The 13,601-nt window shown below is 35.0% G+C and carries 11 protein-coding genes; 7 read left to right on the top strand and 4 right to left on the bottom strand.

The window, feature by feature from the left end; genetic code table 11:
- Positions 1 to 10 precede the first annotated feature (10 nt).
- The 3 genes from gldG to QWY87_RS11875 all read left to right on the top strand — a co-directional run bounded on the left by gldG (position 11) and on the right by QWY87_RS11875 (position 3,127).
- On the top strand, positions 11 to 1,663 hold the full coding sequence (gene gldG / locus QWY87_RS11885; protein WP_290291431.1) for a gliding motility-associated ABC transporter substrate-binding protein GldG: 1,653 nt from the start codon (positions 11 to 13) through the stop codon (positions 1,661 to 1,663).
- Positions 1,664 to 1,783: 120 nt separating this feature from the next.
- Positions 1,784 to 2,626, top strand: a complete 843-nt coding sequence (locus QWY87_RS11880; protein ID WP_290291430.1) for a DUF2911 domain-containing protein — start codon at positions 1,784 to 1,786, stop codon at positions 2,624 to 2,626.
- 9 nt (positions 2,627 to 2,635) lie between these two features.
- Positions 2,636 to 3,127 carry a DUF2911 domain-containing protein gene (locus QWY87_RS11875; protein ID WP_290291428.1) on the top strand — a complete coding sequence of 164 codons (492 nt, stop codon included), beginning with the start codon at positions 2,636 to 2,638 and terminating at the stop codon, positions 3,125 to 3,127.
- 54 nt (positions 3,128 to 3,181) lie between these two features.
- Here QWY87_RS11875 and QWY87_RS11870 read toward each other — a convergent pair whose 3' ends face one another.
- Both QWY87_RS11870 and QWY87_RS11865 read right to left on the bottom strand, forming a co-directional pair.
- Entirely contained in the window at positions 3,182 to 4,855 is a 1,674-nt protein-coding gene (locus QWY87_RS11870) for a sodium:solute symporter family protein (protein WP_290291426.1), read from the bottom strand.
- A 120-nt stretch (positions 4,856 to 4,975) separates the two neighbouring features.
- Positions 4,976 to 7,492 carry a PIG-L family deacetylase gene (locus QWY87_RS11865; RefSeq protein ID WP_290291424.1) on the bottom strand — a complete coding sequence of 839 codons (2,517 nt, stop codon included), beginning with the start codon at positions 7,490 to 7,492 and terminating at the stop codon, positions 4,976 to 4,978.
- Between the two features lie 364 nt (positions 7,493 to 7,856).
- Here QWY87_RS11865 and dnaN point away from each other — a divergent pair, with 364 nt between their 5' ends.
- Together dnaN and QWY87_RS11855 are read left to right on the top strand one after the other, a co-directional pair.
- Entirely contained in the window at positions 7,857 to 8,975 is a 1,119-nt protein-coding gene (gene dnaN, locus QWY87_RS11860; RefSeq protein ID WP_290291423.1) for a DNA polymerase III subunit beta, read from the top strand.
- A gap of 302 nt (positions 8,976 to 9,277) precedes the next feature.
- Complete coding sequence (locus tag QWY87_RS11855; RefSeq protein ID WP_290291419.1) at positions 9,278 to 10,387, top strand: hypothetical protein; 1,110 nt, start codon at positions 9,278 to 9,280, stop codon at positions 10,385 to 10,387.
- 75 nt (positions 10,388 to 10,462) lie between these two features.
- Here QWY87_RS11855 and QWY87_RS11850 read toward each other — a convergent pair whose 3' ends face one another.
- A complete protein-coding gene (locus tag QWY87_RS11850) occupies positions 10,463 to 10,966 on the bottom strand; it encodes a YybH family protein (protein WP_290291417.1) in 504 nt (167 codons plus the stop codon).
- A gap of 526 nt (positions 10,967 to 11,492) precedes the next feature.
- Here QWY87_RS11850 and QWY87_RS11845 point away from each other — a divergent pair.
- Entirely contained in the window at positions 11,493 to 12,188 is a 696-nt protein-coding gene (locus tag QWY87_RS11845; protein ID WP_290291415.1) for a hypothetical protein, read from the top strand.
- 133 nt (positions 12,189 to 12,321) lie between these two features.
- Positions 12,322 to 13,017, top strand: coding sequence for a hypothetical protein (locus QWY87_RS11840; protein WP_290291414.1), 696 nt, complete (start codon positions 12,322 to 12,324; stop codon positions 13,015 to 13,017).
- A 7-nt stretch (positions 13,018 to 13,024) separates the two neighbouring features.
- On the opposite strand, the gene QWY87_RS11835 is transcribed toward QWY87_RS11840, so the two are convergent.
- Positions 13,025 to 13,501, bottom strand: a complete 477-nt coding sequence (locus QWY87_RS11835) for a cupin domain-containing protein (protein WP_290291412.1) — start codon at positions 13,499 to 13,501, stop codon at positions 13,025 to 13,027.
- Between the last annotated feature and the right edge of the window lie 100 nt (positions 13,502 to 13,601).

Genomic DNA, 13,601 nt, shown 5'->3' with positions numbered 1-13,601 from the left:
TATATCAATTATGAGTAGAAATAAATCATATAGCAACATATTCATTGTACTTATTTTCTTGGTCCTGATCAATATTGTGAGTTTATACGTCTATAAACGTTTCGATCTTACCCATGACAAAAGATACACCTTATCTGATGCGACTATAGATCTAATAGAAGGTATTGAGAAACCGCTTCAGATCAAAGTATACCTTCAAGGAGAATTCCCTGCAGAGTTCAAACGCCTTCAGATTGAAACCAATCAATTTCTTTTGGAACTCAATGAGATAAACGACCTTGTTCAGTTCAGATTTATTGACCCCACAAGTGCTTCCAAAGCGTTGATCAAAAAAGGTCTGCAACCTAGCCGTCTTACTGTACAGGAAGAAGGTAAAATGTCAGAGGCGGTTATATTTCCATGGGCGATAATCAAATTTGACGACAAAGAAGAAAACGTGCCACTTTTAGTTGACGCCATTGCTGCAGGGCAAGGACAAGAACAACAACTTCAATCTTCGATAGAAAACCTCGAATATGAATTTGCCAATGCTATTCATAAGATCAGCACAGAAAAAAGCAATTCGATTGCCATTCTTAAGGGTAATGGACAACCCGATGATGTATATCTATACAGCTTTCTTAAAAGCCTTGGAGAACATTATAAACTCGCTGAGTTTACTTTAGATTCTGTTGAAGCAAATCCTGAACAAACCTTATATAACCTTAATCAGTTTGATCTTTCAATCATAGTAAAGCCTTCTCAAAGCTTTAATGAACAGGAAAAACTGGTTTTAGATCAATACATCATGCAAGGCGGTAAAACCCTTTGGTTGATTGATAATGTTTATGCTGAAATGGACAGTCTTATGCAAAGCGGCAAAACCTTAGCTTTTAATAGAGATTTGAATCTTACTGACATGCTTTTCAGTTATGGAGTCAGAATTAATTATAACGTTACGAAGGATTTATATAGCAGCTCCATCAGATTGGCTGCCGGAAATACAGGAAATCAAGTACAATACCAAGATTTTTTGTGGCATTATTTCCCTTTGATCTTTGCAGACAACACGCATGCTATTACAAAAAATATCGACCCTGTTCTGATGAAATTTCCGAGCAGCCTGGATATGCTAGACAATCAAATACAGAAAACGGTTCTCTTGCAATCCTCTCCTTTGTCAAAAATTATTGGAACACCAACTAACATTGCCTTGAACGAAATTGCTGTTGAACCAGACAAAAACGACTTTAAAGATGCCAACACTAATTTTGGCGTATTACTGGAAGGTTCTTTTAATTCAGCTTATAAGAATCGAATTTTACCCTTTAAGCTCGATGCTTATAAACAAGAAGGAGAACAAAATAAAATGATCATCATCGGAGATGGTGATATCGCGATAAATGAAACTTTAAGAGGAGAACCGCTTCCTTTGGATAAAGACAAGTGGACCAATCAAAATTTTGGTAATATCGATTTTCTATTAAATAGTATTCATTATTTAATTGATGATAAAGGCCTGCTCGACCTTAGATCAAAATCCCTTCAAATACAATTTTTAGATAAAGAAAAAGCTTTTGAAGAAAGGTCCTATTGGCAATTGATCAATCTTGTTTTTCCTCTTGTTCTTTTATTTGGGTTTGGATGGCTTTTTAATCTGCTCAGAAAAAGACGCTATAGCTAAGATTATAACGCACTTGCTCTAATGTGAGCCTTCATAAAATTTTGTTAAAACATTTAGGAATTCGCATGGATACCCCATATTTCATGTAATTTTAAGCTTTATTAACAAAAACTAAAATCTATGCAATCTAAACTAATTACGCTATTATTATTAATTGGCGCTTTCACGATGCAAGCGCAAATCCAAACACCCCAACCTAGCCCATCGGCTAAAGTTCACCAAACCATTGGTCTTTCAGAAGTATCTGTTGATTATTCAAGACCTGCCAAGCGCGGAAGAACCATTTTCGGAGATCTAGTTCCTTTTGGTAAAGTATGGAGAACTGGTGCGAACATGAGAACTCAATTTACAACTGATTCAGATTTAAAAATTGACGGAAAAGAATTAAAAAAAGGTACTTATGCCATTTTAACCATTCCAAATAAAGAGAGTTGGGAAATCATTTTCTATACAGAATATCAGGCTGGAGGAGCTCCGGCAGAATTAGATGACACGAAAGTTGCTTTAAGAGTGACTGCGAAAGTGAATACAATGGATCATCCAGCTGAAAATTTCTCGATTGCTTTTGGAGATCTTTCCGATGGCGTTTCAGGAAATATGTATATCATGTGGGATAATACGCTCGTTTCGACAAAAATTGAAACTCCAACGGATGATATGGCAGTTGCAAGTATTGAAAAAGCGATGGCAGGGCCTTCAGCTAATGAATATTTTAGCGCAGCCTCTTATTACAGAAGTTCTGGAAAAGATCTTAACAAAGCATTAGAATGGGTTACAAAGGCTGTAGAGATGAATCCGGATGCTTTTTGGATGTCTCGTCAAAAATCATTGATCCAAGCTGATCTTGGTGATAAGAAAGGTGCAGTTGAAACTGCCAAAGTTTCATTAGCGGCTTCTGAAAAAGCAGGAAATGCTGATTATACAAAAATGAATAAAGAATCCATTGCAGAGTGGACTAAATAGATCAAGATTATGAAAAAAATAAATTTACTTTTGGCCTTCTTTTTTGTCGTTTCAATAAGTTGCGCTCAAAAAAGCCCAAGACTTCAAACAAAAGGAGACATCAACGGAACGAAAGTTATGATTGATTATGGAGCACCTAGTGTAAAAGGCAGAACCGTATGGGGAGATCTTGAAAAGTATGATCAGGTATGGCGTGCTGGAGCAAATGAAAATACAACGATTTCATTTGACAAAGATGTTAAAATCGGAGGCAAGACCATAGCTGCAGGAAAATATGGATTTTTTATAATTCCTAAAGAATCAGGTGAATGGGTTGCCATTTTTAACAAAAAGAATGACGGCTGGGGTGCATATTCTTATGCTGAATCAGATGATGCTGCAAGAGTGATGGTGAAACCAGAATTTGACAGTAGCGTTCAAGAACAACTTATGTACGCGGTAGATAAAACAGGTATCGTTTTTGCCTGGGACAAAGCCCGTTTACATATTGATGTTGAATAGTAAAAACTGAATTATTAAAAAAGCCTCAATTTCATTGAGGCTTTTTTTATGTGATTATACCGTTTTCCGTTTTGAAAACAGTTGGATCATTACAGACAATATGACTACAAGTGCACAGCCCAATAAATTCAACCACAAATAAGGAAGTATATCCATTTGAAAGACCCAAATAATTAATACCTGTGTAATGATACCAGCCATAAATACGGCATTCCCTCTCACCATTTTTATAAAGAAGGCTATCAAAAATATTCCAAGAATATTCCCGTAAAAGATTGATCCAATAATATTGACCAATTGAATAAGGTTATCGAACAAATTTGCCACACTTGCTACCAATATTGCCAATATACCCCACGCCAGTGTGAACCACTTTGTTACCTTAACATAGTACATATCGGTCCTTTCATGTTTATCATTTCTTCTATAGAGATCCATAGTAGTTGTAGCCGCCAATGCGTTTAATTCTGAAGCAGTAGATGACATGGCTGCAGAAAGAATTACGGCCAGCAACAAACCTATAAGCCCTCTCGGCAGGTTATTGAGAATAAAATGAATAAAGACATAATCCTTATCATTAACCTCTTGCGCTGGGTCTGCTTTAAGAATGATCTCTTTAGCCGCTTCCCTGTTGTCAATTTCTTCTTGGTTAAGTACTTTTATTTGTTCTTTAATACTTTGATCATCTGGGTTATCTGCAAAACTAAATTGAAGTTCTTTCTTCTGTTCAGAAATATGGCGATGCTTTTCTTCCAGAGAATGATACTCTTCTGCCAGTACCGAACTTTTAACCGCATCAGTTGCTGCAGGGTTAAAGTTCAGGGGTGACGCGTTAAACTGATAAAAAACGAAAACCATAACACCTACCAACAATATAAAGAATTGCATAGGCACTTTCAAAAATCCATTAAATAATAATCCCAACTGACTTTCTCTGATAGACTTTCCGGATAAATAACGCTGCACCTGAGATTGATCTGTACCAAAATAGGACAGCATTAAAAATGTCCCTCCAAGGAATCCGGTCCAAATGGTATACCTGTTATTCAGGTCAAAAGAAAAGTCAAGTACTTCCATTTTTCCGCTTGCCCCGGCTATTTGAATCGCTTTTGAAAAGGAAATGTCTTCTGGTAGATAACTTATAATAATAAAGAAAGCTGCGAACATTCCAATAAAAATAATCGCCATCTGCTGTTTCTGTGTCACACTTACAGCTTTGGTACCACCACTAACTGTGTATATGATAACAAGAACACCAATGATAATATTTAAAGTAAGTAAATCCCATCCTAAGACAGCAGACAAAATAATCGCAGGAGCAAAAATAGTTATCCCTGCTGCCAGACCCCTTTGTATGAGAAATAAAATAGCAGCTAATGACCTTGTTTTTAAGTCAAACCTGCTTTCAAGGTATTCATATGCCGTATAAACTTTAAGTCGGTGATATATGGGTATAAATACCACGCAAATAATGATCATGGCCAAAGGAAGTCCAAAATAGAACTGAACAAATCCCATTCCACTATGAAATGCCTGACCGGGAGTAGATAAAAAAGTGATTGCACTAGCCTGAGTCGCCATTACAGAAAGGCCAATTGTCCACCATTTTGCCTCATTTCCTCCTTTGATAAAATCCTTTACATTTTTACTACCCTTGGTCTTCCATGATCCATAGACCACTATGAACAATAGGGTAATCAATAAAACTGACCAATCTAAAATTGCCATGGATTAAGAATAATATTGTGTAATTAAATAAAAAATAACAATGTACAATGCATTAGCGATCAGCATGTAGGTATACATTTTTGTCCATTTACCGGATACTTCATCAGATTCCTTCATAATCTATTCTTTTAGTTGGGTTTCAAAATCATTCTTGCCAATTGAGATCATATTGGTCAATAATTTATAGGCTCCAGGGACACCAGCTGGTAATTCTCTAAAAAACGATAGTCCTGTATAAATATAATGCCCTTTTCCATATTTAGCAACAAGAAGGCTACCTTCCATAGGTTTATCCCCATTTTCCTTAAAGGAAATAACCGGTGAAAATTCTTTTCCCCATTTATCTGGGAAATACAATCCTCTTTCTTGAACCCAGCCGTCAAAATCTTCTGAAGTTATTTTATTTGGGTAGTTGAGCACTTCATGTGCTTCATTCACAAAAGTCACTTTGGCATTTTCATCAGTAATTCTATCCCTGGACAATTCTAATTCATAGGGTGCCAGGTTATCTTCTACTACCAAACTATGGCTCGTATTGTATTGAACGATAACATTACCTCCTTGTTTGACATATTCTAAAATCGCCGCTTGCTTCATTTTCAATTCAGGCACTGTATTATAGGCCCTAATTCCAAGAATTACAGCGTCATATGCAAGCAGGTTGTTAACAGAAATATTTTCTGGAGCGATTTCAGTCACTTCATAACCAATTTGTTTTAAATATTTAGGCACCTCATCACCTGCTCCTTTAATATAAGCAATAGATTCTCCCTTTTTATCAAGATTTAGACGAACAACCTTTGATTCGGAAGGTAACAAAACAGATTGTTTTGGTATATGGTCATAATTAATCTCTACCATTGATTTGTCATAATCATTACCGTCGATTTTGACTGAAGGTTTTATATATCCTTCACTTTGTTCCTCAGTGGGAACCACGGTAAATATCACATCTAATTCCTCTCCTCTATTTTTCAATTGAAAATCAAAGTTTTGAGGTGAAACTTTCCATCCCTTCGGGACGTTTAATACAACTTCACCTGTAACATTGTCTCTCAATCCTTTAATTTTAACTGGAATCTCCTTCGGCTGGTCATCATTAAAGATCACCACTTTTGAAGCTATATGACTTACGGCAGCCGGAACAATCTCAAAAGGTTGATACACCTCCCCTTTAACCGGATCATTAAATTTATAAATTATATCTCGTTCAAAATCTACTGTAGTTCCTTCAAAATCTATCCGAAACAGTATTTTATAAGCTGGAACAGAAATTGGGTTGCCGATAAGCGAATGATCTTGCACGCTGTACATACCAAGACTACCTTTTTCTTTTAACCAATAAGGAGATGTTAAAATAGCCTTATCATCCACATGCATATTCAATTCCTCCTTGATAGAAATATTATTTTGCAATTCTTTATTTAAATCAGTACTGCTATGTAAAGGAAGTTGCTCAACAGTCAAAAGCTTCATTTTTTGTTCACTCCTGTTTATCGCTTCTATTTTAACTGAAATCTCTTCGCCTTTGGTGACATAAGAATTTGTTGCAACCGCTTCTAAGTATAGGCCAGAACAAGCTGTCAAAATTTTCTTTATTTGCTTTAATTTGATTTCCCTCCAATGGGTATCTTCCAAATCTTCAATCAATGATAAAGCCTTTAGTAAATCTGGAATGCTTTTGGATGGATCGCTAAAATCAAAATCTTTTTGAACTTTATCCATGATCATCTTTATAGCTTCTCCTCCTTCTACCCTAAGCCAACTTGTATCAACCCCTTCAAAAACATTGTTTTTATCTTCTGGCATTTTACCCTTAAGCAATTGCACATATTCTTTATCAGTTCCTCTAGAACCAGTACTTCCAAAACCTTGCGATTTATGCATACTTCGACTTAAAGAAGCTATTTCTGAATTAGACAATCCTAAAGAAGGATAATACACTCCGGTATCAAACCATAACATTCCAGATTTATCTACCTTTTCAAAATTTTCACGACTGCCGTAAAACCACCAATGGGTGTTAAAAAACAATCGCTGTGTTGTCCAGGGTTGGTATGATTCCGTTTTATATGAAGCATCCGCAGCAAGATCAAATGCCTCAGTACTTAACATTGCAGATGATGTATGATGCCCGTGCGTCTTGCCTGCTGATTCAGCATTAAAACGGTTAATAATAATGTCTGGCCTGAATTTTCTAATCACAGTAACCACATCGTTCATCACCATTTCTTCATTCCATATTTCCAAAGTCTCATCTGGATGCTTGGAATAACCAAAATCATTAGCGCGTGTAAAAAATTGTTCCCCTCCGTCGGTTTCACGGGCTTTCAGCAATTCATTTGTTCGAATGACACCCAATAATTCTCTAATTTCAGGACCAATCAGGTTCTGTCCTCCATCTCCTCTGGTAATTGATAAATAAGCTGTTCTCGCATGGACTTCATTCGAAAAATACGAAATCATTCGTGTATTCTCATCATCTGGATGCGCTGCCAAGTATAAAACCGAACCTAAAAAATTCAACTTCTTAATTGCCTCATGAATCTCTGCCGAATTTGGCTTCTCAGGAGCCTGAGAATGAATGGGTAACAGCATGAAAAGGCATAGGGAAAATGACAATAACAATTTGGTCATAAGTGTGTTTTTATTTTTAATTCTCTGAAACATTAAGCATTTGAAAAAACTTCAGCAGTTACAGGTCTTATGCTTTAAAATGTAAGATGTTCAATTAATCTTTATTCGAAAGCATATCGGAACAAATCTAAAGAAATATAGTGTGGTTTCATGCGTATTAAGAAAAACTTAACATTTTCAGAATGTTCATTAACAAGCTAAATAAATTTTCAGTTTTCAACATTAAAATAATATATTTGTAAGCCTGTTGTTTTCGGCCATGAGCGTGAAACGCGTTTTATTGATTTTTCACGATCTTGAAGGATCATTTAATCATAAAGAATAGATTACAACAGTAATACAAACATATTATAAAATAAAAAGGATGAAGTTTATAGTTTCCAGTTCTCAATTATTGAAACAGTTACAAATATTAGGTGGCGTAATCAATACCAACAACACCTTACCAATACTTGACAATTTTCTATTCGAGTTAACTGATAACCAGTTGAGGATCTCAGCTTCAGATTTGGAGACAACTATGAGTACCTCGATCGATGTTGAAGCTGATGCTCATGGAGCTATCGCTGTTCCCGCTCGCTTACTTTTAGATATTCTGAAGACTTTTGCGGAACAACCACTTACATTTAAAGTTGAAGACAATAATACTATTGAAATCAGTTCAGACAGTGGGAAATATGCATTAGCTTATGCTGATGGAGAAGAATTTCCAAAGGCTGTTGAACTTGAGGCACCAAGCAGCACTACCTTAAAAGCAAGTATTTTAGCAAGTGCCATTTCAAAAACAATTTTTGCCTCTGGCAACGATGATTTGAGACCTGTAATGAGCGGGGTGTTCTTTCAATTGAGCCCTGAAAGCTTGATCTTTGTGGCAACAGATGCACATAAACTGGTAAAGTATATTAGAAAAGATGTGAGTGCAAATGAAGTGGCAGAGTTTATCATGCCTAAAAAACCATTAACTCTTTTGAAAAACATTCTTTCAGGAAATGATGAGGATGTTATTATTGAATATAACGATACCAATGCTAAATTTAGCTTCGGTAATAGTACACTTATATGCAGGTTAATTGATGGAAAGTATCCTAATTATGAAGCGGTAATACCTAAAGAAAACCCGAACAAATTAACCCTTGACAGGAATTCTTTTTATAATTCAGTGCGCAGGGTATCTATCTTCTCTAGTAAAACAACCCATCAGATTAGACTTAAAATGGCAGGTACTGAATTAAAAATTTCAGCTGAAGACCTGGATTTTTCAAATAAAGCAGACGAAAGATTGCTTTGTAGTTACGAAGGTGACGATATGCAAATTGGTTTTAATTCTCGTTTTTTACTTGAAATGTTGAATCATTTAAATTCAAATGATATTCTTTTAGAAATGTCTTTGCCAAATAGAGCTGGTATTCTTACCCCTATTGACGGATTAGAAGAAGGAGAGGAAATTACCATGCTTGTTATGCCAGTAATGTTGAGCAATTAAATCAAATATATTTCATAGCTGTTTTTCTGCTATAATTATAAAACCATGACTTAAGCCTCATGGTTTTTTTATCTTTATTTATCTCTTAGCTTATAGAAAGCGGAGCGGTAGATTTATCACGAAACGAAATTTAACTGAAACATAACGGTATATTTTTTTAATCTCATATCTTTGTTACAGTTGAAAAATCATTTTGATCTTTTTTTTGGTGGATGTCAGTAAATTATAGCTAAACTAACAATGCATTAAAAATCAAAAGTTCACATTCCGATTTGGATCGGGAAAAATCAAAAAATAATATTATGAAAACCAGATATTTGCCAATTTTAATACTAATGTTGAGTTTAATTAGCTTGCCTTCTTTTTCACAAACAGGCGAGAGTGACGAACCCTTATTGGGCTTGCCTGGAGATGACTTAGATCTTTACGCCGTGTTAGACCTTTTCCAAAAGTCAAAGACTATTGAAGATTTTGAAAAGTCGTTGAATGAGGAAAAAGCAGGAATTGTCAATTTAGATCTGAATGAAGATGGTAACGCTGATTTCATTAAAGTTGTAACCGAAAAAGATGGAGATAATTTTTTGTTTGTACTTCAAGATGATATAAGTGAAAAAGAAACTCAGGATATTGCCATTATCTCGGTGTCAAAAGATTCAGCAGGTAAGGTAACAATGTTCATCAAAGGTGATGAGACTTTATATGGTAAAGATTATATAGTTGAACCCGTTTCGCAGCCAACAGATTCAGTTACAGCGAACCCTGCCTATGTAGGTGATGACCCTGTTACTGTTAATGTAGCAGCAACAACTGAGGTAATAGTTGTTGAATCAACACCGGTAGTTCAATATGTCTATTCGACTACATATGTACCTTATTCCACACCTTATTATTATGGATACAATCCTTACTGGTGGAGACCCGTTGCCGTAATTGGAATTGGAATTTACAGGCATAATCATTGGCATCATCATGGGCATTATCATGGTGGTCGTGGGCATACATCTGTCAACATTAATGTCAATAATCGTAACACTATCAACAATTACAATAATAACAAAAGAAATACCTCTAATAAAGTAAATAACAATGTCAATAAAGGCAACTTTAATACTGCTGGGAAAGGTGGTTCACGCCCATCAACTTCACAAGCTGGTCGTGGATCAGGAGCTAACGCTTCTAACAGGTCGTCAACAAAACCATCAACATCATCTGGACGTACAAAAAGTGGAGCCTCATCTTCTAATAGGGCCTCATCACCGAGTACGTCAAATAGATCTTCTGCGTCACAATCAGCAAGATCCTCATCACCGAGTACGTCAAATAGATCTTCTGCATCAAGATCTTCATCACCATCAAGATCTTCGAGCGCTAGTCGATCACGCGGAGGTGGCGGAGGCGGTAGAAGACGCTAAGCTTTAATTGCACTTAAACCTAAAAAAAAAGGCTGTTCAAAATGAACAGCCTTTTTTTTTATAGATTTTTTATACCTATTCCTCATCCTGATAATCATCAAAAGGCATATCAGAAGCACTCATATCTCTAAGGCATACATATTTGCCATCTCTTTTTTCAAACAGACTCATATAATTTCCTGTACTTATAACCGCATTCGTAGAATCAACTACGGTATAAGCACCAATTTCTACCACCTGAGCTCCATATTTGGTTGCAAAAACCTCATTTGTTTTGAATGAGATCTTATTAGAATTTGAATTCAAATCAGGTTTCAAAAATTCTAATCGTTCCTCTTTATTGGTTATCGGAGCCATATTTTGATAAAAAGTAATAGCATCATCCGCATAATAGCCAATTTTTTTCAACTCTCCACTATTATATATTTCGGCAAACTCATTTTCCCTGGCTTGAATTTCTTTTTTTATTTGTTCTAAATCGACCTCTTTTTCTGTTGATTTCTCTTGATTAGTATTACAAGAAGCTACCAATACTAACAGAAAACTTAATACCACTCCTTTTATAAACATGTTTTTCATAATCATCCTTAATTAATAAATTAAAATATCTCAATCATTTCAAAAGTAATATAAAAATAGCAATTTATTTGGCTAATACATATTTAAACAATGCTCATTACCTTAAAACAAATGTCAAAAAGATTGATTTAACTTTAGTCCTTATCAATATTGGTCAAGAGAAACGAGTTCGAAAAAAGGAAATAGTTACTGAAATGTCAGAAGTTGCACAAAAAAAGAGCTCATAAATAAACCGTCATCTTCATGACGGTCTGTAAGAAGATGAAGATAATACCCTACTCAATAAGCCGGCTATATCTATTAAATAAGGTATTTGAAAAGCTAACAATCTAATTTTAATGGCATTAACTCATGGCAATATTTTGCCAATTCGACTGTTATTAGTATATTCGCCTTAAGAAAATAGTTGAATCCCCTAAAGTTCAATGATTTTTTTAGTAAAACTGATCAACTAGTATTAAGGTAATAATCTAAATATTAGTGTTTTATGTTTGTCATAAAAAGGAAGTTGAACGAAATTGCTTATATGAAAAGAAAACTACTCTCAATTTACATATTGATAGGTTTCTCCTTTGCATCATTCGGACAAATGGATTATTCGAATGTTGAGTTTAGGAGCTATATCTATAAATATAAAGAAGCTGAACCAAGAACTTCAGAACTTGGTATTGAAAAACAGCTCTTAACTGAAATCGTCAAACTACTTGGTAAAGACATCTATACTAAAGCAGAACAAGATGAAATCGTTTACAAGACTTGGTTGGCCATGGCCAAACCAAAAGTCTTCGATTATGTCTTTAAGGATTTTGCTGTTTCCTCTAATAAAAACTGGGGATCAGAGAATGCTAACGGCGAAATTGTACTAGAACCGAATCCCTATCTTACCGATTGGACAGTAAGCGATGACGAATATCCGTATTTTCAACTTGCTCTGAATAAAATCCTAGAATATTTTCAATTGATGACCTATGGAGATGATGCTGACAGCGTAGCCTCTTCCTTTAATGAGTTATTAATTACTAAGGATTTTAAATTTTCAGCCCCACAAGACGATGACTGGGCTTATTCATATATTGAAAGTGTGAACGTAGAATTACAAAAAGAAGGCCTGGTTGCATTAGTAACTAAAGGATATTATAACATCATTGTTTGCGACATAAACAGCAAAGAACAACTTACGGATTTATTCGAAAAGTTTAGATGGGAATTAGTTCAACCCTAATTTCTTTCTAAAGTTCCCCTCATTAATCTGCTTTATTAATTTAAAGCAGATTTTTTTTTTTAAATTTACCCAATAATCGGATGTACTTATCGTTTTAAAAGGAATCAGATTCAATGTGTTAATTCGAGACAAAGTGAGAAAAGCCATATTTTTATTTATTACCCTATTTTATGGTGTCTGTGTCTTCGCCCAGCAAAAAGATTATACTGAGATTCATTTCAAGAGTAAATTAAGGAATTACACTAAGATTTTACCCAAGACAAAAGAGTTTGACATTGACAGAGACCTGTTTGTTCAGCTTGTTGATCTACTGACAATAGAATCATTTTCAGAAAATGAAAAGAGTGACCTGGCAAACAAATTGTGGCTTGCAGTGTCAAACCCTCAAAAATTTGATTTTGTATATAAAGATTATTCCCTAAAAACCATTAAAAACTGGGGAGTTAAGATAAAATTTGAAGACCCAAATTTCGAACCAAATCCGTATTTAGCAAAATGGACCGTTACTGAGGACGAGTTCATTTATATGCATTGGGCCATTACACAAATACTCACTTATGAGAGATTAATGGCATATAGTGAAAAGGCCAAAGTTGCTCAGAAGGCTATTAATGAGTTATTGATTCTCGAAAAACTAAAGTTTTATCAAGCTAGAACCGATGAGTATGCCTACGATTACCTCCACCGAAACAATGATTTGCTTAAAAAAAGAGGCTTAGTCATACTCATATATAATTACCATTTCGATTATATCGTCTGCGAAATCGAAAACAAAGACAAAATGATTGAGCTTCTTGGCAGGCTAAAATTAGAATATATTACTCCTTAGGTTGTCTTTAATCTTCAATTTCAAACGCATCAACAGGTTCTCCAAAACCAATGTACAAAATACAAGGTTCTTTGCTCAAGCATTTAGCTGAATGCGGTTTTTTCGCCGGACCATATGCAAAATCACCAACCTTCATTAATTTGCTATCCTCACCCTTATAAGTAACTTCCATTTTACCGGTTAATAAGACCATCCTTTCATGTGAATTATGCCAATGGTTCGGAATACTGGAATGACCATTTACTTTGAATAATACATCTGAATCAGTTTTACTAGGATCTCCATGAAGAACAGCAATATTGCAGCCTTCAGGCATAAATGGCGGGCAATCTCCCCAAACTAAAGACTTATCTTTGAAAGATTTGAGTACGGAACTTTCTTCTGATTCTGCTGCGCTCATTTGAGCATAAGAGAAGTTCATTGTAAAAATTACTAAAACAATAACTAATATTGTACGATTTGGATAAAAGACGCTTTTTTTCATAATACATATTAAAGGGTTAACAACATTTGGAATTCTTTATTCCAACTAATGATAAAGCTATTATATATACCATAAAAACAATTCTACAATTGATTCAATA

The sequence above is a fragment of the Lutimonas halocynthiae genome (assembly GCF_030409835.1).
Taxonomy (GTDB): Bacteria; Bacteroidota; Bacteroidia; order Flavobacteriales; family Flavobacteriaceae; genus Lutimonas; species Lutimonas halocynthiae.
Note: the sequence above shows the minus strand (reverse complement) of the source record. Positions and strands in the feature narration are given on the sequence as shown.